The following is a 23,124-nucleotide window of genomic DNA, read 5'->3' as shown; positions in this document are numbered from 1 at the left end:
CTCAGAACCTCCCGTCGCGGACGGCCCACTTTGTCGGTTTGCCCGAGGTCGGGAGCCCCCGCGAGAGCCAGTCCGCCTGCCACTCGACCAGGGTGCCCGCCGGCACGGAGGGGTAGCCGAACAGCTCGAAGCACCGCCCGGCGTTGTTGAGCAGCGCGGTCGGGGCCTCCGCCCCGTCGAACCGCACCTCGCGGTCGAGCAGCTCGCCGAACCGTTCTGCCACCGAGCGGACGGAGAGCTGCTCCGGCCCGGTCAGGTTCACCGTAAAGACGGACTCGCTCGCGTGACGCATCGACCGGAGCACGACCTCGTTCGCGTAGCCCTGCCAGACCACGTTCACGGTTCCCGTGGTCAACGACACCGGCGCATCGGCGAGGACGGTGGAGGCGATGTCCGACAGCACGCCGTAGCGCAGGTCGACGGCGTAGTTGAGCCGCACGATGGAGACCGGCGTGGCACGGGTCAGCGCCGCGAACTCGAACACGCGCTCTCTGCCGAGGCACGACATCGCGTACTCGCCGACCGGCGCCGGGGCGTCCGACTCGACAGACCCTCCGCTCGCCGGAGCCACGAACGGGTACACGTTCCCGGTGGACATCGCGGTGATCGCACTGTCGCGGTAGCGGCGCGCCACCCGGTCCGGCAACGCGGCGTTGACCTCCCACGCCCAGGATGCGTTGGTCGCCGCCCCGAACTTCGCACCGACCATGAACACCACATTCTGCGCATCCGGCAGCTCGGCGAAGTCGTCGTCGGAGAGCAGGTCGAACGGAATCGTCGTCACGCCCTTCTGCTCCAGGCCGTCCCTGGCCGCCGGATCGGAGAACCGCGACACCGCGTAGACCGTGTCGGAGGAACGGCCGGCCTGGTCGAGCGCGTTGCGGGCGAGCCGCGACAGGCTCGGCCCCATCTTGCCGCCGGCGCCGAGGATGACGATGTCGCCGGACGACTCCGCCAGGTCGGCGACCAGCTCCGGCCGCGGGGTCGCGAGGGCGTCTTCGAGTTCGATCTCGGAGGTGAACATTGCTGCCTTTCCTGCTGCTGGCTGGTCTGCTGCGTGCTGTCCTGCTGCGGGGCCCGTCATCCCTTGATGCCTGCCGAGGTGACGCCCTCCTGCACGTAGCGCTGCGCGACGGCATAGGCGAAGAAGATGGGGACGAGCGCCACGACCGACCCGGCCAGCATCACGCTGAGCGGGACGTTCTGCTGCTGCAGCGACGAAACGCCGACGGTGAGGGTCCACATGTCGGAGCTCTTCGCCATGATCAACGGCCAGAGGAAGTCGTTCCAGTGCCAGAGGAAGATGAAGATGCCGAGGGTGGCGAGCACCGGCTTGCAGAGCGGGAGCACGATGGTGAGGAAGATGCGGAACTCGCCGGCTCCGTCGATCCTGGCCGCCTCGAACAGCTCGTCGGGGAGACCTTGGATGAACTGGCGCATCAGGAACACCGCCTGCGCATTCGCGAGGGTCGGCAGGATGAGGCCCCAGTATGTGTCGACGCCACCGAGCTTGGCCAGCACGATGAACGTCGGGATCAGCGTGACGTGGAACGGCACCATCACCATTGCGAGGAACGACCAGAACATCGTCTCCTTGCCGCGGAACCGCTTCTTCGCGAACGCGTAGCCCGCCATGGCGGAGAGCAGGAGCACCGCGACGACGCTCACGACGGCGTAGATCAGCGTGTTGCCCACCCAGACCAGGATGTTCTGACTCCCGAGCACCTGGTCGTACGACGAGGTCGACAGATTCCACGGCATCAGGCTCGCCGGGAAGTCGACCGCGAGACCGGGCTTCAGGCTGAGGATCACCATCGCGTAGAAGGGGAAGAAGCAGACCACGGCGGCGACCGTCAGCCAGATGTAGCGGACGACCAGACCGAGCCGCGTCGGTTCGAGCGCCCGGTATGCGCGCCTAGTGCGCGGGATGCGCTGGGTCGCGGTGGTCATTTCTGCCTTCCGATCACGCGGCGCTGGATGAGCGCGACGACGAGTGTCATGACGAAGAGCGCGACGCCGATGGCGGCGGCGTACCCGTAGTCGGTGTACTTGAAGCCCTGGTCGTAGAGCATGTAGACGAGGGAGTAGCTCCCGTGCGCCGGTCCGCCCTGGGTCATCACGTACACCAGGTCGAAGACTTGGAACGATGCCGTGGTCTCGATCACCGCGAGGAAGAAGATCGTCGGCTTGAGGTGCGGGAACACGATGAACTTGAACCGTGCCCACGCGCTCGCGCCGTCCATCAGCGCCGCCTCCTCGAGCTCTCGCGGTACATCCTGGAGCGCGGCGACCACGATGAGCATCCCGTAGCCGAACCGCGACCAGACGCCGACGATCACGAGCGCCGGGATGACGAGCACGGTCGAGTTCAGCCACGAGCCGCCCAGGCCGAGCGGGGTCATCAGCGTCGACCACGGGCCGTCGCTGGAGAAGATCCACTTGAAGATCGCTCCGGCGAGCACGAGGGACGTGATCACCGGAAGGAAGAAGACGGACCGGAAGATCCGGGATCCGCGGAACGCCCTGCGAACGCCGAGCGCCATCGCGATCGACAGCGCAACAGAGATCGGCACGGCGAGCACGGCATAGACGAGCGTGACGCGCAGCGCCTGCCAGAACACCGGGTCGGCGAACATCCGCTGGAAGTTGCCGACGCCCTTCCAGTCGAGCTCGCCCGAGATGTCGTAGTCGAAGAAGCTCAGCCCGACGCCCGCGATGGCCGGACCGAAGCGGAACGCCAGGAACAGCAGGAACGCCGGCAGCACGAAGAACAGCCCGATGCGGGCCTCGCGCCTGGCCAGCACGCGCTTGGTCAGGCCAGGTGGGCGGTCGGGGTCTCTCCGCGTCTCGCGCTGGGCGGCAGGTCGGGGCGCTGCCGGAGCCGGTCTGGTCGATGTCACGGGTCTTCCTTCTCCGTTCCCGGGGCGGGGATCGCTCCCCGCCCCGGGCACAGGGTTCGTTACTTGATGAGGGGCTGAGCGGCCGCTGCCGCGTCCTTCAGCGCCTGCTGCGGCGTCTTCGTGCCGAGCAGCGCCGCCTGGATCTCCGGTGCGAGCACGCCCATCACGGCGCGTGCGCTCGGCTGCAGTTCACCGACGCGGCTGGTCGGGATCGTCTTCTCGATCGCGCTCTGGATGGGGTCGCCGGCATAGAGCTCACCCGTCGACTTCAGCGGGGAGAAGAAGTTCGACGCGAGGTCGTACTTCTTGGAGTTCTCCGCGTCCGTGGCGAACGAGGCGAACTCGCCCGCCGCATCCTTCGCCTTCGAGCCCTTCAGCATCGCCAGCGAGCCGACGGTGCCGTACGACACCGACTTCTTGTCGGTCAGCGGCGGCAGGATCTTGATCGAGTCAGCACCCCAGAACGACGTGACGTCGGACGGACCGGACTGCCAGGTACACGCGACCTTGTTGGTCGCGAGAGCAGTCTGCTCGAGGCTCGGCATCGTGGAGATGAGGTCCTTCTCGATGTAGCCGTCCTTGGCGAAGCCGGAGATGAGGCTCAGCGCCTTCTCGCCCGCCGCGCTGTCGAACGCCACCTTGCTGCCGTCCTTGTTGTACACGGAGCCTCCCGCCTGCCAGAGCAGCGGGTAGAAGGTCATGTTGAGCGTCACATCCGGGGAGCCGAAGTAGTTGGTGACGTAGATGCCCTTCTCCTTGAACTTCGGGGCGAGCGCCTCGAGGTCGTCCCAGGTCTTCGGGTACTCGGTGATGCCGGCGGCGTCGAACGCCTTGGCGTCGCACATCAGCGCGTTGGCGCTCGTCAGGATCGGCGCAGCCATCAGCTTGCCGTCGATGGTGATCGACTCGGTGACGTTGTCGAGGATGTCCTTCTTCTGGGCGGCCGGAAGGTAAGAGTCCATCGGCTCGATCGACTTCTGGTACGTCGACAGCTGGTCAGGGATGAGGTACACCAGGTCGGGGCCTTTGCCGGCCGCGATCGCCGTCGCCAGTGACTCGTCGCGGTTCGCCCACGGGTAGACCTCGTAGTTGACCGTGATGTCCTTGTGCTTCGCCTCGAACGCCTTGATCGTCGAGTCCCAGAAGGCCTTGTGAGCCGTCTCGTCCGCGATCACCGGGTAGATCCACATGGTGACGGTCTTCTTGGAGGAGTCGGACTGGCCCGACCCTCCGCTGCAGCCGGCCAGAGCGACCGCTGCCGTTGCTGCCACGGCGGTGGCCGTGATCATTCTCTTGTACCGCATGCTGCTCCTTCTCGGTGGCGCGACGCGAGGTCGCTCGGGTGGGGTGGAACGCTGTCAGGCCCGGGGAACGGATTCGACGGTGCCGTGGTGTCTGGACCGCTCTGCGGCGAAGACGGCGAGGTGGCTGTCGAGCGACTCTCGCGGTCCGGAGCGGATGTGCGACGGATCGCCGGTGGCGACCGCCTCGACGAAGGCGTTCATGACGCCGCCGTCTCCTCCGCCGTGGTCTCCCCCGGCGTTGGCCGCGCCAGTCGGTCCCGTCTCGTAGACGACGGACTCTCCGGTGCGGAAATCTGTGACCCTGACCTGCTCGCCGTCGCCGTCGAGCACCCCGTGCGACCCGAAGAGCTGGGTCTTGCGGTGCTCCTGCTCGCTGAACGCCGTCATCACGAAGGTGCCTGCCGCGCCGTCCTCGAACTGGATGGCGACGACCTGGTTGTCGACGACTGTGTTGTCCGCCGCGTAGACGCAGACCCCGTACGGTCCCGTCCTGAGCGCCTCTGTCACACCGGCCTCCGTGGCGTCGTCGGTGATGACGGTGACCGGCCAGACGGCGCCTTCATCGCGCAGCACGGGGAAATAGAGCTTCTGCGCCGCATACGGGCAGGTGTTCTGCAGCGGGCAGTCCAGGCACCGGTCGGCCGCCTCTGCCGGGCGGTTCTCGTGCCGGAAGTGGTGGCGGGAACCGAAGCTCGCGACGGTCGAGATGCGCTTTCCGGTGACGTACCTGATCCAGTCGATGTCGTGACTCGACTTGGCGAGCAGCATCGGCGCGGCCAGGTCCTCCCTGCGCCACGGCCCGCGCACGTAGGAGTGCGCCATATGCCACCAGCCGACCGGTTCGAGGTGCTGGACGTTGACGATGTCGCCCAGGACACCGGAGTCGACCACGCTCTTCACCAGGTCGGTGTACGGCATGTACCGCATCACGTGGCAGACGCCGAACAGCACGCCGGTGGCCTCGACCGCGTCGACGATGCGCCTGCTCTCCTCCTCCGTCGGGGCGAGCGGCTTCTCCATCAGGATGGCGTATCCGCGTTCGGCGCAGGCGATGGCCGGTTCGACGTGCTGCCTGTCCTGGGTGGCGATGATCACCATGTCCGCGATGCGTTCCGGCAGCGTGACCAGCTCGCGCCAATCGTCGAACTGCCGGATGCGCTGGTCGCCCTGCGACACGATCTCCCGCTGGAACGGCCTCGGGTCCGCGACGGCGACCAGGCGCGCCCGCTCGGGGTTGGCGTGGATCCAGCGCGTGTACGACTGCCCCCTGTTGCCAGCGCCGATCAGCGCGATGCGCACGGGTCGGGTGGTCTCTGGGGTGTCTTCCATCGCTCCTAGGCCTTCTCTTCGTTGCTGCGGCTGTGCCCGGGAGGGTTCGCCGTCGAACGCTCCCACGATAGCATTATTGCTATAGCATGTAGCAAATGAAAACTTCGGGGCGGAAGATTTACCCGTTCGAAACAAAGAGCTGGCGCCGACACGATTCGCGCGATTCCATCCTTGCGTCCTATAGCTTGTAGCAAAGCACGATCACGGTGGGTCGCACGAATGGCCGCCACAGAGGAGAGCGATGACACTCGGGAGCGTTTCCGACAGGAACATCTCGGCGAAGGTGGCCGACGAACTGCGCGAGGCGATTCAGAACGGCACGTTCGAGCCCGGCGAGCGCCTGGTCGAACGCAAACTCGCCGATCGCCTCGGCGTCAGCCACATTCCGGTCAGGGAAGCCCTCGCGAAGCTCGCCGAGGAGGGCCTGATCGAGCGGACCCCGCGCCGCGGAGCCCGCGTCGCACTGCTCACGGACAAAGAGCTCGCGGAGATCTCCAGCCTGCGCATCGTGCTGGAGCAGTACGTCGCCCAGCGCGTGCAGCAGACCTGGACCCCCAAGACGGAGACGCAGCTGCGCAAGATCGTCGACTCCATGGTCGCCGCTGCCGAACGTAAGAACATCGACACGATGTTCGCCCTCGACCGCCGCTTCCACGAGACCCTCTGGGAGATGGCGGACAACCGCACCCTCCTGACCATCGCGTCCCAGCTGCGCAGCAGGATCAACGGCTTCCTGCGCGCCGCGAACGCCAGCCTCGCCCCCGACGAGCTCGTCGCGCACGCCCGCTCCCACGACGCCCTGGTGGATGCGCTGGCCAGCGGCGACCAGGCCCGTGCGGCCGAGGCGATGGCCGCCCACGTCGAGATCGCCGCAGCACGCATCACAACGAACGCGGAGGGCGACGAGCACCCGCCCGCCGCGCGCTGACGACCGCCTAGCGCCGCTTCTTCCGCGCCGCCCGCGCCGTACGCGACTTCCGCAGCGCAGCGATGTCGGCGCGCAACGCATCCAGTCGTTGCGGCTTGCCCCGATCCTCGCCGCCGATCGACTGGATGCGCACGGTCTCCTCGACGACGCCGGACAGCTCCCGCCATGCCTCCAGCCGCGACTCCTCGACGATCCTGGCGAAGGTACTCCTCGTCGGCGGCGCGGGCCCGCAACGACCTGGCCGTCGCCTGCGCGAGCGCCTCGCGCCTGCGGAGGTTGAGCGAGTCGGCCGTGCGGTAGTCGTGGGTGTGCTCAGCGCGGCCATCCTGGACCTCGGCCCAGGCCTGCTCGCGGACGATCCGCGCCTCCGACGCCTCCGACTCGTCGGCGAGCCGCAGCACGGCCTCTCGCGCGACGTCGGCGAAGTGCCCGGCGTCGAACGCACGGTCGGTCGTGAGTAGTTCGGTCATCATCCGGTTGCGCACCGCCATGCGCACGGCGTAGTCGGCGATGAGTAGCCCCTCCTCGAGCGCATGCGCCAGCGTGGTCGGCTTCGGCGACTCGAGCGCGCTGCCGTCGAACGGACGCATGTCCGCCCTCCGCGACGGCCGGCCCCTGCCGAAAACACCCATCAGCGCCTCTCGCCTCCGCTCCCGCTCGCTCGCCCCCACCTCCAGTGTCGCACCCGCCCGCTCGACGCAATCGAGCCCGCAGTTTCTCCCGCTCAGAACGTCTCAGAGCGGGAGAAACTGCGGGCTCGATTGTCAGGGGGGGTCAGGCGGCGGGGACGAGTTCTGGCTCGGGGGCGTCGGCGGGGACGAGCGCCGTCGGCGCCACGAGCGCGGGCACTGCGGGGTCTGCAGGCGCGAGCGCCGCGTCCGCACGCGGCGAGCGCATGAGCACGATCGCGACCACGGTCACCACGAGCGCTCCGGCCGAGAGCAGCCCGGCCACCACGAAGCCCTCGCTGTATCCGGCCTCGGTCGGGAGGCCATCCGCGGCTGTCGAGCCGGTGACCAGCGCCGTCATCACGGCGGCGCCGATCGCCGAGCCGACGGTGCGCAGGTTGGCGTTCATCCCGCTGGCCACGCCGGTCTGCGTGGCGGGGACACTCTGCACGACCACGCTGGTGATGGCCGCGTAGACCAGGCCGAGGCCGATCCCGAACACTCCGGAGGCGACGGACACCTCTACGAGGCTGCCGTGCAGCACTCCGAGCGAGACGCCGGCGAGCGCCATCAGCCCGGCGGCGATCACGATCTGCACGCGGAAGCCGATCCAGCGGGCGAGCGGTCCGCTGAGGAAGCCGGTGATGGCCATCGTGACGAGCATCGGGAGCATCAGCATCCCCGATTCGGCGACGGACGCGCCGAGCCCGTAGCCCGTGGAGACCGGTGTCTGCACGAAGCGCGGGAAGAACGCGAACACCGCGAACATGGAGGCGCCGATGAAGACGGCAGCGGCGTTCATCGTCCACACGCCGTGCTCGCGCATCAGCCGCATGTCGACCAGCGGGGTGCGCGAGCGCAGCTCCACCACGATCCAGCCGGCCAGCAGCAAAGCGGCGAGCACCAGCAGCCCCACGACCGCCGGAGACCCCCAGCCCCACTGCGCGCCCGTGCTGAGCGGGAGCAGGAGGGCGACGAGCCAGCCGGAGAGCAGCACGGCCGACCACGGGTTGACCCCTCCGGCCGCGCGGGTGGGCGATTCGGGGATGATCAGCATCGCGAGCACGGCGCCCGCGACGGTGAATACGGCCGGCACGAGGAACAGGCCGCGCCAGCTGAGCACGTCGGCCAATGGTCCGGCGAGCACGGTGCCGAGTCCGCTGCCGATGGCGATAATGGAGGCCATGGCGCCGATGGCGGACGGCAGGCGGTGCGCGGGGAACTCGTCGCGGATGATCCCGAACGCGAGCGGGAACATCGCGCCGCCGAGGCCCTGGATGATGCGCGCGCCGATCAGCACGCCGATGGTCGGCGCGACCGCGGCGATGACGCTGCCGAGCGCCACGGCGAGGAGGGCGAGAACCAGGATGCGGCGCTTTCCGACCATGTCCCCCACCCGGCCGAGCAGCGGGGTGGCGACAGCGGCGGAGATCAGCCAGGCGGTCATGGTCCAGGTGACGCCGGCAGTCGTGGTGCCGAGGTCGGTCTGGATGACGGGCAGGACGGGGACGACGAGGGATTGCAGTGTGGCGAAGGAGCCCGCACTCAGCGCCAGGACGGCGAAGGTGAGGCTGGGACTGGTTCGAGACATTGAGTTCTTCCGTTCTCGATGGGGTGTTGCCGAGGCAGAAATCGGCTAGAATGGAGGCTGGCTCCGATCGGAGGAAGCCTCCGCTTAATGACAGTAGCGGAGGGCCCCTCCGTTTTGCAACCCTCTGAAGGAAGAAACTTGGCCAGCACCACCCCGACCGTCGCGGCGACGCGTCCGCAGCGCGCGGATGCCCGCCGAAACTTCGACGCGCTGCTCGCCGCCGCGCGCGAGGCGTTCGCGGCCAACGGCACCAGCGCATCGCTCGAAGACATCGCGCGCCGCGCCGAGGTCGGCATCGGCACCCTCTACCGCAACTTCCCCACCAGAGACGCCCTGGTCGAGGCCGTCTACGTCGACGAAGTGGATGCGGTGGTCCAGGCCGCCCAGAACGCGGCGTCCCTCGAACCGTGGGCCGCCGTCGAGACCTGGGTGCGCCGGTTCGTCAGCTACATCGGAACCAAGAAGGCCCTGGTCGACGGCCTCAACAAGGACTCCCCCGTTCTGCTCACCTGCCGCACGTCGCTCTACGACGCGGGAGAGCCGCTGCTCGAGCGCGCCAAGGCCGCCGGCGAGATGCGCGACGATGCCCAGATCCAGGATGTGGTCCGCATGATCTCCGGCATCGCGAGCGTCGCCTTCGACGACGATGCGCAGAGGGACAGAGTGATCGCGATCGCGATGGACGGCTTGCGCGCGCGCTGACCGGGTAACCACCGACCGACGACTGCGCAGGTAGCCTCTAGGATTGGATATATGGAACTCGGCCTCTACGCGGTGATCGCTGTCTCTGTGATCGTCGGCGTGGCCGCGTTCTCCAAGAAACTGGGGGTCGCGGCCCCCATCATCCTGGTCGTGGTTGGCGTCGGGTTGTCCTACCTCCCCGGCGTCCCCGAGATCGAAGTGCCGCACGAGATCATCCTCGACGGGCTGCTCCCTCCCATCCTGTATGCGGCGGCCATCAGCGTTCCGCTCACCGATTTCCGGCGAAATCTCGCGCCGATCGCCGGACTCTCGGTCATCCTGGTCGTCATCACGGCGTTCGCGGCCGGGTTCATGCTCTACACCGTCCTGCCCGACCTCAACCTCGCCGCCGCCATCGCGCTCGGTGCCATCATCAGCCCTCCGGATGCAGTAGCCGCGACCTCGATCGGGCGCAAGCTCGGTCTCCCCCCGCGCCTCCTGACCGTTCTCGAAGGCGAGGGCCTCGTCAACGACGCGACCGCGCTGGTGCTGCTCCGCACGGCCATCGCCGCCGCCGTCGGAGCGCTCGCGACACCGTGGGCAGGAGTGTTCGACTTCTTCTCAGCGGTGGTGATCGCCATCGTCATCGGCGTCGTCGTCGGTTTCATCTCCGTCTGGGTGCGCTCGAAGCTGCACGACCCCGTGCTCGACACCGCATTGTCGATCGTGGTCCCGTTCGCCGCCTTCATGCCGACGGAGGCCGCGCACGGCTCCGGCGTGCTCGCGGTCGTGATCGCCGGCCTCTACACCGGGCACGCAGCACCGAGGCACTTTACGGCGCAGGCGAGGATCAGCGACAAGATCAACTGGCGCACCATCCAGTTCCTGCTGGAGAACGGCGTCTTCCTGCTCATCGGTCTGGAGATCCGCACGCTGGTCGGCGATGTCGACCCCGAGGTGCTGAGCGGTTGGGATGCGGTCGGCATCGGCCTGCTCGCGACTCTCGCGCTCGTGATCATCCGGTTCATCCTGATCGGCCCGCTCGTCCTCGCTTTGCGACAACGCGCGCGGCGCGCGGAGAAGGCCACCTTCAAGGAGTGGCTGATGATCAGCTACTTCCGCGACCATCCGGTGCGCTCCAGACGCGAGGCCTTCCGCAAGCAGCGGCTCGAAGTCCGGTATGCGCGGCGCAGAGCCGACCTGGAGCAACTCCGCCAGGAGGACATCGACTGGCGCGGCGGCATCGTGCTCGGCTGGTCGGGGATGCGCGGGGTGGTCACCCTCGCGGCCGCCCAGTCCTTGCCGAACGACGGCAGCATCCCGTACCGGCCTCAGCTCATCCTGATCGCGTTCACGGTCGCGGTGGTGAGCCTCGTCGTGCAGGGCGGAACCTTGCCCTGGCTGATCCGCCTCCTCAAGATCGAGGGCATCGACACCCGCTCGGACAGGCAGCAGCTCGCCCACCTGCTCGACGACCTGAGCAACGACGGTCTGGCGGTGCTCGACGACCCGGAAGGAGCCGTCGGCGCGACCGATCCGATCGACCCGGAGGTGGTCGAGCGGGTCCGCCAGTCGTCATATCTGCGCGCCGAGGCCGCCTGGGAGCGCATCGTGCTCAACGACATCCCGGCCGACAGCAGGCCGCACCAGCTCTACCGCACGCTGCGACTCGCGGTCGTGGACGCCGAGCGCGACAGGCTGCTCCTGGAGCGAACCCGCGGAGCGTACCCGTCGCGCATCCTGGCCGAGGCCGAGTCGATGCTCGACCTGGAGGAGACCAGGCTGCAGTCCCGCAACGTGCGGCACTGAATGCCAGCATTTTTTGAATCATTCAAAACAGGCTAGGCTCGTCGAATGGACACGGCACAGCTCGAAAGCGCACTGCGCGCCTCCGGGCTGCGGGTCACGACGGGCCGCCTCGCGGTCCTCGGGACCCTCGCCACGCATCCCCACGCGAACGCAGACGCCGTCTTCCGGAGTGTGATCGACGCGCTTCCCGGCACGTCGATCCAGAACGTGCACAACGTTCTCGGCGACCTGACGGACGCCGGACTCCTCCGGCGCATCGAGCCGGCAGGCTCGCCTGCGCTGTACGAGCGGCGCATCGGCGACAACCATCACCACATCGTCTGCACCTCGTGCGGCGCCGTCGCCGATGTGGACTGCGTCGTCGGCCACGCGCCGTGCCTCACCCCGTCGGATGCGTCCGGCTTCGCGGTGAGCACGGCCGAGGTGACGTTCTGGGGGCTGTGCCCGTCCTGCCAGGAGCGTGCGGCGAAAGCCCCGTCGCACGTCGAGTGACGAAGGAGAACGAATGTCGGAGAACTACACGACCAGCCAGACCGGAAGCCCGGTCGGCAGCGACGCACACTCGCTGACCGCGGGAGAGAACGGCGTCACCGCGCTGCACGACCGCTACCTGGTGGAGAAGCTCGCGCAGTTCAACCGCGAGCGCATCCCGGAGCGGATCGTCCACGCCAAGGGCGGCGGAGCGTTCGGCACGTTCGTCGTCACCGGCAACGTGACGGCGTACACGAAGGCCGCCGTCTTCCAGCCCGGCACCAGCACCGAGACCGTCCAGCGGTTCTCGTCCGTCGCCGGCGAGCAGGGCTCCCCGGACACCTGGCGCGACGTGCGCGGATTCTCGGTGAAGTTCTACACCTCCGAGGGCAACTACGACATCGTCGGCAACAACACCCCGGTGTTCTTCATCCGCGACGGCATCAAGTTCCCCGACTTCATCCACTCACAGAAGCGCCTGCCGGGCTCCGGCCTGCGCGATGCGGACATGCAGTGGGACTTCTGGACCCTGTCCCCCGAGTCTGCGCACCAGGTGACATACCTGATGGGCGACCGCGGCATCCCTCGCTCGTGGCGGCACATGCCCGGCTACGGCTCGCACACCTACCAGTGGATCAACGCCGCCGGTGAGAAGTTCTGGGTCAAGTACCACTTCCACGCCCTGCAGGGCAACGAGGAGATGCACGGCGCGGAGGCGGAGGCCATCGCCGGTGCGGACGCCGACTACTACCGCCGCGACCTCTACGAGGCGATCGAGCGCGGTCACTTCCCCGCCTGGAAGGTCTCCGTGCAGGTCATGCCGTACGAGGATGCGAAGACGTACCGCTTCAACCCGTTCGATCTCACCAAGGTGTGGCCGCACAGCGACTACCCGCTGATCGAGGTCGGCGTGCACACGCTGAACACCAACCCGGAGAACTTCTTCGCCCAGATCGAGCAGGCGGCGTTCTCGCCGGCCAACACGGTCCCCGGCGTCGACATCAGCCCGGACAAGATGCTGATGGCGCGCGTGTTCTCCTACCCGGACGCCCAGCGATACCGCGTGGGCACGAACTACAACGAGCTTCCGGTCAACGCGCCGGTCGCCCCGGTGCACAACTACTCGCAGGATGGCGCGACCCGGCACGGCTTCAAGCCGGCGTCCGCTCCGGTCTACGCCCCCAACTCGAAGGGCGGCCCCGTGGCGGACGCCGCTCGCGCCGGTGAGGGCTCGTGGGAGTCGGACGGCGCCCTGGTGCGCTCGGCCGCGACCCTGCACGCTGAGGACTCCGACTTCGGCCAGGCCGGAACGCTCTATCGCGACGTCTACGACGCAGCGGCCAAGGAGCGTTTCCTGGAGACCATCACGGGAGCCGTCGGCGGCGTGAAGGATGCAGAGATCCGCGAGCGCGCCATCCAGTACTGGACCAACGTGGATGCGACGCTCGGCGCCGCGCTCCGCGCCAACCTGGCTTCCGGCACGTCCACCCCGGACGAGTCCGCCGAGTACGTCGGCGTCGCCGGCTAGCCCACCGCAACGATCGAGTGGTCCCGAATGGCCGCGCCGCCACTGGCGCGCACGGCGATTCGGGACCACTCGTTGTTGGGGCGGGAGAGAGCGCGCCGCCGGGTCAGCCGGGGATGACCTCCGCGAGCGCGCCGGATTCGAGGGCGACCCAGACGGTGCCGTCGGGCGCGACGGCCAGGCCGTGCGGCTCGGAGTCCGGGGTCGGCAGGTCGTGGAGAGCGAGGTCGCCAGCGGCGCTGACGTGCGCGAGCTGGTTCGACCCCCACAGCGTCGCCCAGGCGCCTCCGTCGTCGTCCGCAGCGACCGCGTGCGGCTTGGATCCGTGCGCGAGCTTCACCTCGGTGAGTGCACCCCGATGGATGCGCGCAAGCGCGTCCCCGAGGATCTGCGCGACCCACACGGCGCCGTCCGCGGCCACGGCGATGCCGACAGGACCGGACGGGTCGCCGGGCAGCTCGGTGAACGCGATCGCCGCATCCCCGCCCCGCACATGGCCGACGAGCCCTGCGGCGTTGAGGGTGAACCAGATGCTGTCGCCCGTCGTCGCGATCATCGACACGAACGATCCGGCGCGGCCGACCGGGAACTCCTCCACCCTGCCGAGGATGTCGATGCGGCCGAGCGCGTCGGCGCCGAGCTCGGTGAACCACGCGGTGCCGTCGTCGAGGGCGACGACGCCGAACGGCTGCGCATCCGGTGTCGGCACGGCGACCTCGCCGATCAGGTCGATCACCGCATCCCGCACCCCGAGGTGCACGAGCCTGTTGCCGGTGCTGTCGGTCACCCAGACGGTCGACTCGGTGGCCGCCGCGAGGAGGGACGGCTGTGATCCGTCGCCGAGCGACAGGTAGGCCACCGTGCCGTCCGGAGAGAGACGGCCGACGCGTCCCCCGTGCACCAGGGTGAACCAGACGCCGCCGTCTCGGGTGACGGCGACGGCGTACGGGCCTTCGCCCGGCTCCCCGACGGGATGCTCGACCACATTCACGCGCGCCGCGGCCGCTCCGTGCTCCGCTGTCACAGCGTTGCGCTGATCGTGCGGTCGTACACCGTGCGTCCGCCGACCGCGATCCGGTCGTCGCCCTCGATCGCGGTGACGAGCTCGGAGCCTTCGCCCTGGGAGATGCGCAGGTCGCGCCCGAGGCGCGCGGTCAGTGCAATGGCGGCGGCGCCCGTCGCCTCGTCTTCGACGATGCCCATCGCCGGGGCGAACATCCGCGCGCGCAGGTGAGCCACGGACTCGTCGATCCAGGCGTACGCGTAGTGCTGACCGTCGGTGAACGCGTATGCGTCGAGCGCCTCCACGTCCTCCGGCGACTCCAGCGGCAGCCACTGGAAGGCAGGCGCCCATTCGGCCTCCGCGGTGATCCAGGTCGGCTCGTCCTCCGAACCGTATGTGACATCGACGATGCCGGCCGGTTCGCGCAGCATCGTGATCGGAGTGCCCTGCTCGCCGAGCCACCACGCGGTGCCGACGCTGGGGTGCCCGGCGAACGGCAGCTCGGAGGCCGGGGTGAAGATGCGGATGGTCGCGACGCGGCCCAGTTCGCCGTCCTCGCTCAGCGCGTCGAGGAACACCGTCTCGCTGAAGCCGAGCGCCGAGGCGATGGCCTGCTCGCGTCCCGCCGTCACCGGCGAGCTGCGCACGATGCCCAGCTCGTTTCCGTTCGCGCCACGGTCGTCCGTGAAGACGCGGACCACCACTACTTCGATCGATTCGTCCATGCACTCAGCCTCCCACGAACCAGGCGCGCGCGGATGCCCGTGCGTATAGTGGGGGTGCTCGAAGCAGTGAGGAAGCGCATACATGGGCCGGAATCCGACCGTCTACGACGTCGCGACGCACGCCGGTGTGTCGATCGCGACGGTGTCGCGCGTGTTCAGCCGTCCGGAGACCGTGAAGGAGGCGACGCGCGAGCGCGTTCAGGCCTCCGTGGAGGCGCTCGGCTACGTCCCGAGCGGAGCCGCCCGCGGTCTCGCCGCCAACAAGACCGGCGTGCTCGGGCTGTTCTTCCCCGGCCTGGATGCGATGGACGACATCTCCGACCTCCCGCTGGACGACGCGGACGCCGGGCGCACCACGATCATCCGGGATGTCGGCGGTGTGGCAGACACCCGGCAGCTCAACCTGTACTTCGACGAGGTGCTCCGCGGCAGTGAGCTGGAGGCGTGGCGGAACGGCTTCGTGCTGCTGGTCGGCGTCGGCCGGGGCTCGACGTCGGCGGAGACGGTCCGCGACATGGCAGGGAGGGTCGACGGCCTCGTGGTACTGGCGGGGAGTGCCAGCGACGACGAACTCGCCCAGCTCGCCCGCCGCATCCCGGTCGTGGTGATGGCCGGGGCGAGCATCGGCGACGGCTTCGACCACGTCTCCGTCAGCAACGCCGAAGGGATGCGCGCCCTCGTCGGCCATCTCATCGACGATCTGAGCGTGCGCGACCTGGCGTACGTCGCCGGCAGTCTCGACTCCCCCGACGACGCCGAGCGCTGGGACGGCTACCGCTCTGCGCTCGCCGACCGCGGACTCCCGGTCCCGGACGCGCCGGAATACCGCGGAGACTTCACCCGCGACGGCGGCCGCAGGGCCGGTCGCGAACTGCTAGCCGCCGGCGAGCTGCCGCGCGCGGTGGTCTGCGCCAACGACCAGATGGCCCTCGGCGTGATCGACGCCGCGCGCATCGGCGGCGTCGAGGTGCCGCGCGACCTGATGGTGACCGGCTTCGACGGCATCGACGCCGGGCGCCTCTCGACGCCGAGGCTCACCACCGTGAAGCAGCCGATGGAGCTGCTCGGCCGCGCGGCGGTCCAGCTGCTGGTCCGGCGCCTCGCCGACCCCGACCGTCCGGCCGGCTCGGTGCGCCTGCCCGTCGAGGTCTACCTCCGCGAGAGCTCCGAGCCCGCCTGACCCTCCAGGCAATCGAGTCGGGACTTATGTACGCGACACGCGGGCGTGTCGCGTACATAAGTCCCGACTCGATTGCTTGGGGGCGGGGTTAGGCGGCGAGGACGACCCGCTCGCGCAGGAGGTCGACGACGGTGTGCGGCTCGCGCCCTCCGACGCAGACGAAGAACACGAAGTCCTCCGGCGCGTCGACGGTGATCACCGCATCCACGGCGTGCCACACGTCGTCGGGCAGGGCAGCGAGGCTCAGCATCTCGAACGAGCGGCGCTCCGCATCGCGGGCAGTGCCCTGGACGGTGTAGAACGCGTCGATGCTGGCGTCGTCCGAGGGGTCGGCGAGCCAGGCGACGAGCGGGGTGGCGGTGTCGGCGCTGATCGGGAGCACCGGGAACAGAGCGGCGGTCAGCCGTTCGACGGAGACGCCGCTCGCCACGCCGACGCCACGGGTTGCGTCGAGGGAGGAGATGGCGATCCAGCGACCGGGTTCGACGTCGTCGACGACGGACAGAAGGGGTGCGGGCACAGGTGTATCTAGAGTGTTGTACATGGAAGTTCGGGTACTTTCCATTAGCGGTCACGCCCGCAGACGGGTCACGGAAGCCGCGGTCCTAAGCACGTTCCCCCATGCACCGCATCGACAGACGAAGCGGGTAAAGCCCTCCCGACGGTGCCGGGAAGCCACGATCGACTTTTCGGGAAGCCGGTGGTGTACCCCGACTATAGCCGCCTGTCCTCTATAGTGCGGACCCCATTTTGGGGGGTTTCTGGGATTCATTCAGGCTTTCTCACCTTGCATAAATGAATGTATGCGCTTACAGTGGTCCGCGTACCAAGCAAGGATGGTGGCAATGACGCACACGAAACACACCGGCACCCGCCGCCGGGGACTCGCGATGCTCGCGACGCTGGCCGCGGCCGCTCTCGCCCTCTCGGGCTGCAGCATCAAGATCCAGAGTCAGCAGGACCCGTCGATCCCGGCGGACACGATGCTGCTGGCCGCAGACAAAGGCACTCCGATGATGGAGCGCAACTTCAACCCGTACCTCGTGAACAAGCGAGCGGCCTCGAGCTATATCTACGAGCCGCTCGTGGTGATCAACGTGCTCGACGGCAAGGGAACGCCCTGGCTCGCGTCGAAGATCGATCTGCCGAATCCGCAGACGATCGACTACACGATCCGCAGCGGTGCGACCTGGTCGGACGGCAAGCCGTTCACCGTCCAGGACGTGAAGTTCACGCTCGACCTGATCAAGAAGTTCCCGACGCTCGACCTCAAGGGCGCCTGGCAGCACATCAAGACCCTGGAGGTGCAGGGCGATCACCTGATCGTGCACCTCAAGGAGGCCGACGCCCCCGCGTCCGACATCATCTCCCAGACACTGATCGTTCCCCAGCACATCTGGAAGGACATCAAGGACCCGGGCACCTGGCGCGACCCGAACCCGGTCGGCACCGGCCCGTATACCCTCGGCAACTTCTCCTCGCAGCAATACACGATGGACAAGAACGAGTCGTACTGGCAGGCCGACAAGGTGGAGGTCAAGCACCTCGTGCTCCCCGCCTCCACCAGCGAGCTCGACATCGCGACCAAGGGCTTCGACTGGGCGTACGCCTTCATGAGCGATGTGCAGGGCACCTGGGTCGGGGCGAACAAGAACAACAAGTACTGGTTCCCGCCGGCCGGCGTCATCAGCCTCATGCCCAACCTCACGATGAAGCCGTTCGACAACGTGGATGTGCGCCGCGGCATCGCCCTCGCGCTCGACAAGGAGAAGATCGCCGACTCCGCCACCGAGGGCTACCTGAAGGCTGCAGGACAGACCGGCCTCATGCTGCCGAACCAGCAGAGCGAGCTCGACCCGAGCATCCCTGATCAGGGGATCATCGCGCAGAACACCGCAGCGGCCCTCGAAGCGTTCGCCCGTGCCGGATACACCAAGCAGGGCGACAAGCTGGTGGATGCGTCCGGCAAGCAGTTCGCCTTCTCCATCACCACCGCGAACGGGTACTCGGACTGGCTCCGCGCCGTGCAGGAGGTCCGCAAGGAGCTCAGCGCCCTCGGCATCGACGTGTCGATCAAGCAGCCGCAGCCGCCGGGCTACCAGGCGGCCATCCAGAACGGCGACTTCCAGGTCGCGATGGGCGGCATGGGAGGCGGCATCATCTTCCAGGCTTTCAACGGCCTGCTCTCCAGCGAGTTCGCCACCCCGATCGGCAAGGCCACGGCCAGCAACTTCGAGCGCTACAGCGATCCGGCCACCGACGAGTTGCTGCAGGAGTACAAGGTGACGACGGACGAAGCCGGACGCCTGAAGCTCAGCCACGAGCTGCAGCGTGTCGTCTTCGACCAGCTCCCCGTGATCGGCCTCTACTACGGCGGAAGCTGGGGTCTCTACAACGACGCCAAGTTCACCGGTTGGCCGGACGCCAAGAACCCGTATGCGCCTCCGCAGACCTACGACCAGACCCCGCTGCTCGTGTTCACGCATCTCAAACTCAGGAAGGACGGTGAGTAGGCCGATGGCGTATACACTCCGCAAGCTCGGCCTGTTCGTCCTCACCCTGTGGGCGGCGGTCACCCTCAATTTCATCCTGCCGAGGCTCATGCCCGGATCCCCCACCGACGCCGCCATCGCGAAGCTCTCGCAGAACGGCCCGGTCACCGCGGCCACCCGCGCGGCCATCGAGGCCCAGCTCGGCGTGCCTGGCGGCAACCTCTGGGACCAGTACGTCAGCTACCTGCACCAGGTGGTCACGTTCGACTTCGGGGTCTCGTACACGTTCTATCCGCAGACCGTGTCCGAGCTCGTCGGCCAGGCGTTCCCGTACACAATCGTGCTGCTCGGCATCGTGACCGTCGTCGCGTTCGTGCTCGGCACGCTGCTCGGCGTGCTCGCCGCGTGGCGCCGCAACACCTGGCTCGACTCGCTGCCGACGCTGACCGGAACGTTCGCCAGCACGTTCCCGTACTTCTGGACGGCGCTGCTCCTGCTGTTCTTCCTCGGCTACGTGCTGCACTGGTTCCCGACCTCCGGAGCCTTCGGGCCGACGGCGACCCCGTCGTTCAGCTGGGACTTCATCGTCGACGTCGCGTATCACGCGGTGCTTCCTGCGGTCACCATCCTGATCACCTCGATCGGCGGCTGGATCCTCGGGATGCGCAACGCCATGATCAACACGCTCGGTGACGACTACGTGACCTTCGCCCAGGCGAACGGCCTCAAGGGCCGCACCGTCGCGATGAAGTACGCGGCCCGCAACGCGATCCTGCCCAACCTGACCGGGTTCGGGCTGGCGCTCGGCGGCGTGGTCGGCGGCTCCATCCTGGTGGAGCAGGTGTTCGGATACCCGGGCATCGGCTTCCTCCTCTTCAACGCCGTGATCGGCCAGGACTACCCGCTGATGCAGGCGCTGTTCCTCCTCATCACCGTCAGCGTCCTCGTCGCCAACTTCCTCGTCGACATTCTGTACGGCGTACTCGACCCAAGGACCCGCCGATGACAACGACACAGAGTTTCAAGTCAATCGCCGTGGATGCGTCCACCGCGCCAGACGGGGCGAAGCCCCCGCACAAGCTCGCATTCCTCGGGCGTGCGGCCTCCACCCTGTGGTCGAACTGGAAGTCCAGGCTCGGCCTCATCATCCTGGCGTTCTTCGTGCTCGTCGCGATCTTCGCCCCGCTGCTGGCGCCGTACGGCGCGACGCAGGACGGCTTCCCCCGCAACGCCGATTCGAGCCCTGAACACTGGTTCGGCACGACGGCGGCGGGCGAGGACGTGCTCAGCCAGCTCATCTACGGTGCACGCGTCAGCGTGGCCGTCGGCTTCATCGCCGGGCTGCTCTCGACGATCGTCGCCGTGCTGATCGGCCTCAGCTGGGGGTACATCCGGGGCTTCGGCGCCGAGGTGGTCAACTTCTTCGTGAACCTGTTCCTGGTCATCCCCGGCCTGCCGCTGATGATCGTGATCGCCGCGTATCTGCAGAACGGCGGCCTGTTCATGATCGTGACGGTCATCGTGATCACCGGATGGGCGTGGGGCGCCCGCGTGCTGCGCAGCCAGACCCAGTCGCTGCGATCGCGCGACTTCGTCACCGCCGCCCGGTTCTCCGGCGACCGGCCTTTCCGGATCGTGTTCAACGAGATCCTGCCCAATATGACCTCGCTGATCACCGGCAGCTTCTTCGGGGCGGCGACCGCCGCCATCCTGGCCGAAGCCGGCCTGGAGTTCCTGGGACTCGGCGACTCGTCGATCGTCAGCTGGGGAACGATCCTCTACTGGGCGCAGAACTCCAACGCGCTCCTCACCGGGCAGTGGATCCTGCTGTTCGCCCCCGGTCTGTGCATCGCGCTGCTCGCGATGAGCCTCACGCTCATCAACTTCGGCGTCGACGCCATCAGCAACCCGCGCCTCCGCGAAGGCCGTCCAGCGAAAGAAAAGAGCGCACGATGAGCGACCTTCTCGAAGTCCGCGACCTCTCCGTCATCTACGAGTCCGCCGGGCAGACGCCCGTGCAGGCCGTCGACCACGTGTCGTTCAGCGTCGGGGCGGGCGAGTTCGTCGGCCTGGTCGGCGAGTCCGGCTCCGGCAAGTCCACCCTCGGCTTCGCGCTCACCCGGCTGCAGAAGCCGCCGGCGCGCACCAACGGCGGCCAGATCCTGTTCGGCGGCCAGGACATCCGCGAGCTCGACGACGAGCAGCTGCGCCGTCAGCGCCAGGGCGGGTTCGCGATGGTGCTGCAGTCCGGGATGAACGCCCTCAACCCGGTGCGCACGATCCGCAAGCACTTCACCGATATCTTCCACGCCCACGGCCACGTTCAGAAGGACCGCTGGGACGACAGGATGCGCGAGCTGATCCGCAAGGTCGGGCTCGACGAGAAGGTGCTCGCGCGCTTCCCCGGCGAACTCTCCGGCGGGATGCGCCAGCGCGTCTCGATCGCGCTCGCGCTGTCGCTCGAACCCCGCCTGATGGTGTTCGACGAGCCGACCACGGCGCTCGACGTGCTCGTGCAGCACGCGATCATGGACACGATCACCGAGCTGCAGGAGTCGGAGGGCTTCACGGCCATCCTGATCAGCCACGACCTCGGCGTCGTGCTCGAAGCGACCCAGCGCGTGCTCGTGATGCACGACGGCCGGATCGTGGAGGACTCGTCGAGCAGGGAGATCCTGGAGGCGCCGCAGCACGAGTACACGCAGATGCTGCTGAGCCACTACGCCGACCCACGGGCCGAAGTCGTGGAGCTGCCGGGGTTCCCTGCACGACGGGACCGCGCGACGGGTGACGGCACATCCCGTGCTGCCGCGGTCGCTCCAGTCCGCGAGCGAGAGGGACGCGCCGCCCAGGCGGCCATCGTCGTGGACGGCATCTCGAAGGTGTACCCGGCTCCGCGCCGCGGCGAGAACGAGGTGACAGCGGTCGACAACGTCTCCTTCACGCTCGAACCCGGCCAGTCGCTCGCGCTCGTCGGTGCGTCGGGCTCCGGCAAGTCGACCATCGCCAAGCTGCTCACCGGCGTCGAGAAGCCGACCTCTGGCACTGTCCACTTCGGCGACGCCGATGTGGCGAAGCTGAACCGGCGCGGCATCCGGGAGCTGCACAAGAACGTGCAGATGGTCTTCCAGGACCCGTACGCAGCGCTCAACCCGCTGCACACGGTCGAATACGCGCTCACCCGTCCGGTGGTCAACTTCACCGGGCTCCGAGGACGGGACGCGCGTCGCCGCGTGCTCGAACTGCTGGAGACCGTCGGCCTCACGCCCGTCGAGCAGTTTGCCTCGAAGCTGCCGCACCAGCTCTCGGGCGGGCAGCGCCAGCGCGTCGTCATCGCGCGCGCCCTGGCAAGCGACCCGCAGGTGCTGATCGCCGACGAGCCTGTCTCGATGCTCGACGTCACACTGCGTGCCGGTGTGCTCGCTCTGCTCGAAGACCTGCGCGAGCAGTGGGGCCTGTCGCTCCTCTACATCACGCACGACCTGCTCTCCGCGCGCCTCGTGACCGACGACATCATGGTGCTGAACGCCGGACAGGTGGTGGAGCGCGGGCGGACCGCCGACGTGCTGCAGCACCCGACCGACCCGTACACGGTGCAGTTGCTCGACGCCGTCCCCAACCCGGCCAGGGCTCGGGAGGCGCTCGCGTGACCGCGTTCCCGCCCATCGCCCCGTTCGGCGCGCTGCCCATCCCGGACGGCGTGGAGGTCGTCGGCCTCCCCGCGCGGATCGGCACGCTGACGGCGTTGCATGCGCCAGCACAGGATGCGCGGGGAACCGTGCTCTTCGTGCCCGGCTTCACCGGCTCCAAGGAGGACTTCCGCACCTTCCTGCCGCTGCTCGCCGCGGCGGGCTGGGACGTCTGGGCGTACAGCCAGCGCGGCCAGGCCGACTCGGTGTCCCCGAGCGGCGCGCAGAACTACCGCCTCGACGACTTCGCCGCCGACACCGTGGAGGTCGCGCGGCTGATCGGCGACGGCGCGCCCGTGCACCTCATCGGCCACAGCCTCGGCGGCGTGATCGCCCGCGAGGCCGCGATCGCCGCACCGGAGGCGTTCCGCTCGTTCACCATGCTCTGCTCCGGCCCGACCGGCTGGCCGGGCCGCCACCAGCAGACCACGGACACGGTGACCGAATCCGGCTCGATCGGCCTGTGGAACCGCGACAACCCGCACACGATCGGCCAGCCAGACTCCGCGCTGACGCCCGACGAGGCGTTCCTGCGCCTGCGTGCGGAGCGCACGTCGAGCGAGAACCTGCTCGCCGGGGCCGAGATCCTGCGCGCCGACCACGACACGACCGACGCGCTCCGCGCCTCCGGCCTGCCTGTCCTGGTCGCGCACGGCGAGTTCGACGACGCCTGGCCCATCCCGATGCAGCAGCACATGGCCGAACGCCTCGGCGCCCAGTACGCCGTGATCGCGGGCGGCCACCACTCCCCCCAGCTCGAAGCGCCGGAGGCCACGGTCGCCGCGCTCGACACGTTCCTCACGACCATCCACTGAAACACACCAGGAGA

22 protein-coding genes are annotated in these 23,124 nt (G+C 68.3%); 12 read left to right on the top strand and 10 right to left on the bottom strand.

Going from position 1 to position 23,124, the window contains the following annotated elements:
- Position 1: 1 nt before the first annotated feature.
- The 5 genes from AC37TH_RS07295 to AC37TH_RS07275 are packed head-to-tail and all read right to left on the bottom strand — an operon-like array spanning position 2 to position 5,533.
- Positions 2-1,024 (bottom strand): NAD-dependent epimerase/dehydratase family protein, encoded by a 1,023-nt coding sequence (locus AC37TH_RS07295; RefSeq protein WP_490763669.1) that lies wholly within the window; start codon positions 1,022-1,024, stop codon positions 2-4.
- Positions 1,025-1,080: 56 nt separating this feature from the next.
- A complete protein-coding gene (locus AC37TH_RS07290) occupies positions 1,081-1,950 on the bottom strand; it encodes a carbohydrate ABC transporter permease (RefSeq protein ID WP_490763668.1) in 870 nt (289 codons plus the stop codon).
- Positions 1,947-2,900: a carbohydrate ABC transporter permease gene (locus AC37TH_RS07285; protein WP_490763667.1), complete on the bottom strand. Its 954-nt coding sequence runs from the start codon at positions 2,898-2,900 to the stop codon at positions 1,947-1,949. Before AC37TH_RS07285 ends, AC37TH_RS07290 begins: the two co-directional genes overlap by 4 nt.
- 59 nt (positions 2,901-2,959) lie before the next feature.
- Complete coding sequence (locus AC37TH_RS07280) at positions 2,960-4,204, bottom strand: extracellular solute-binding protein (protein WP_490763666.1); 1,245 nt, start codon at positions 4,202-4,204, stop codon at positions 2,960-2,962.
- Positions 4,205-4,258: 54 nt separating this feature from the next.
- Positions 4,259-5,533: a Gfo/Idh/MocA family protein gene (locus tag AC37TH_RS07275; protein ID WP_490763665.1), complete on the bottom strand. Its 1,275-nt coding sequence runs from the start codon at positions 5,531-5,533 to the stop codon at positions 4,259-4,261.
- A gap of 241 nt (positions 5,534-5,774) precedes the next feature.
- Here AC37TH_RS07275 and AC37TH_RS07270 point away from each other — a divergent pair, with 241 nt between their 5' ends.
- Positions 5,775-6,461, top strand: coding sequence for a GntR family transcriptional regulator (locus AC37TH_RS07270; RefSeq protein WP_490763664.1), 687 nt, complete (start codon positions 5,775-5,777; stop codon positions 6,459-6,461).
- A 7-nt stretch (positions 6,462-6,468) separates the two neighbouring features.
- On the opposite strand, the gene AC37TH_RS07265 is transcribed toward AC37TH_RS07270, so the two are convergent.
- Positions 6,469-6,594, bottom strand: a complete 126-nt coding sequence (locus AC37TH_RS07265) for a hypothetical protein (protein WP_490763663.1) — start codon at positions 6,592-6,594, stop codon at positions 6,469-6,471.
- Here AC37TH_RS07265 and AC37TH_RS07260 point away from each other — a divergent pair.
- The gene (locus AC37TH_RS07260) at positions 6,587-6,922 is read left to right on the top strand and encodes a hypothetical protein (RefSeq protein WP_490763662.1); all 336 of its coding nucleotides are present in this window, start codon (positions 6,587-6,589) and stop codon (positions 6,920-6,922) included. The two genes, AC37TH_RS07265 and AC37TH_RS07260, sit on opposite strands and share 8 nt — an antisense overlap.
- A 313-nt stretch (positions 6,923-7,235) precedes the next feature.
- Here the strand turns inward: AC37TH_RS07260 and AC37TH_RS07255 are convergent, their stop codons facing one another.
- Complete coding sequence (locus tag AC37TH_RS07255; RefSeq protein ID WP_490763661.1) at positions 7,236-8,720, bottom strand: MFS transporter; 1,485 nt, start codon at positions 8,718-8,720, stop codon at positions 7,236-7,238.
- 138 nt (positions 8,721-8,858) lie between these two features.
- Here AC37TH_RS07255 and AC37TH_RS07250 point away from each other — a divergent pair, with 138 nt between their 5' ends.
- From AC37TH_RS07250 to AC37TH_RS07235, 4 genes are read left to right on the top strand one after another with little or no spacing between them, the layout of a single operon-like run.
- A complete protein-coding gene (locus AC37TH_RS07250) occupies positions 8,859-9,422 on the top strand; it encodes a TetR/AcrR family transcriptional regulator (RefSeq protein ID WP_490763660.1) in 564 nt (187 codons plus the stop codon).
- Between the two features lie 51 nt (positions 9,423-9,473).
- Entirely contained in the window at positions 9,474-11,210 is a 1,737-nt protein-coding gene (locus AC37TH_RS07245; RefSeq protein ID WP_490763659.1) for a cation:proton antiporter, read from the top strand.
- 45 nt (positions 11,211-11,255) lie between these two features.
- Positions 11,256-11,702: a Fur family transcriptional regulator gene (locus tag AC37TH_RS07240; RefSeq protein WP_490763658.1), complete on the top strand. Its 447-nt coding sequence runs from the start codon at positions 11,256-11,258 to the stop codon at positions 11,700-11,702.
- A 13-nt stretch (positions 11,703-11,715) separates the two neighbouring features.
- Positions 11,716-13,209 (top strand): catalase, encoded by a 1,494-nt coding sequence (locus tag AC37TH_RS07235; protein WP_490763657.1) that lies wholly within the window; start codon positions 11,716-11,718, stop codon positions 13,207-13,209.
- A gap of 103 nt (positions 13,210-13,312) precedes the next feature.
- On the opposite strand, the gene AC37TH_RS07230 is transcribed toward AC37TH_RS07235, so the two are convergent.
- Positions 13,313-14,230, bottom strand: a complete 918-nt coding sequence (locus AC37TH_RS07230) for a Vgb family protein (RefSeq protein WP_490763656.1) — start codon at positions 14,228-14,230, stop codon at positions 13,313-13,315.
- Positions 14,227-14,934, bottom strand: a complete 708-nt coding sequence (locus AC37TH_RS07225; protein WP_490763655.1) for a PhzF family phenazine biosynthesis protein — start codon at positions 14,932-14,934, stop codon at positions 14,227-14,229. The genes AC37TH_RS07230 and AC37TH_RS07225 overlap by 4 nt, the downstream gene beginning before the upstream one ends.
- An 82-nt stretch (positions 14,935-15,016) precedes the next feature.
- Here AC37TH_RS07225 and AC37TH_RS07220 point away from each other — a divergent pair, with 82 nt between their 5' ends.
- Positions 15,017-16,114, top strand: a complete 1,098-nt coding sequence (locus tag AC37TH_RS07220; protein ID WP_490763654.1) for a LacI family DNA-binding transcriptional regulator — start codon at positions 15,017-15,019, stop codon at positions 16,112-16,114.
- Positions 16,115-16,202: 88 nt separating this feature from the next.
- Here the strand turns inward: AC37TH_RS07220 and AC37TH_RS07215 are convergent, their stop codons facing one another.
- On the bottom strand, positions 16,203-16,634 hold the full coding sequence (locus AC37TH_RS07215; RefSeq protein ID WP_490763653.1) for a hypothetical protein: 432 nt from the start codon (positions 16,632-16,634) through the stop codon (positions 16,203-16,205).
- A 325-nt stretch (positions 16,635-16,959) separates the two neighbouring features.
- Here AC37TH_RS07215 and AC37TH_RS07210 point away from each other — a divergent pair, with 325 nt between their 5' ends.
- From AC37TH_RS07210 to AC37TH_RS07190, 5 genes are read left to right on the top strand one after another with little or no spacing between them, the layout of a single operon-like run.
- Positions 16,960-18,627 (top strand): ABC transporter substrate-binding protein, encoded by a 1,668-nt coding sequence (locus tag AC37TH_RS07210; RefSeq protein ID WP_490763652.1) that lies wholly within the window; start codon positions 16,960-16,962, stop codon positions 18,625-18,627.
- Between the two features lie 4 nt (positions 18,628-18,631).
- Positions 18,632-19,612 (top strand): ABC transporter permease, encoded by a 981-nt coding sequence (locus AC37TH_RS07205; RefSeq protein ID WP_490763651.1) that lies wholly within the window; start codon positions 18,632-18,634, stop codon positions 19,610-19,612.
- Entirely contained in the window at positions 19,609-20,562 is a 954-nt protein-coding gene (locus tag AC37TH_RS07200) for an ABC transporter permease (RefSeq protein WP_490763650.1), read from the top strand. The genes AC37TH_RS07205 and AC37TH_RS07200 overlap by 4 nt, the downstream gene beginning before the upstream one ends.
- The gene (locus tag AC37TH_RS07195; RefSeq protein WP_490763649.1) at positions 20,559-22,256 is read left to right on the top strand and encodes an ABC transporter ATP-binding protein; all 1,698 of its coding nucleotides are present in this window, start codon (positions 20,559-20,561) and stop codon (positions 22,254-22,256) included. The genes AC37TH_RS07200 and AC37TH_RS07195 overlap by 4 nt, the downstream gene beginning before the upstream one ends.
- Positions 22,253-23,110 carry an alpha/beta fold hydrolase gene (locus AC37TH_RS07190; protein WP_490763648.1) on the top strand — a complete coding sequence of 286 codons (858 nt, stop codon included), beginning with the start codon at positions 22,253-22,255 and terminating at the stop codon, positions 23,108-23,110. The genes AC37TH_RS07195 and AC37TH_RS07190 overlap by 4 nt, the downstream gene beginning before the upstream one ends.
- Positions 23,111-23,124: the final 14 nt, after the last annotated feature.

The organism is Leifsonia sp. McL0627 (assembly GCF_058244615.1).
Note: the sequence above shows the minus strand (reverse complement) of the source record. Positions and strands in the feature narration are given on the sequence as shown.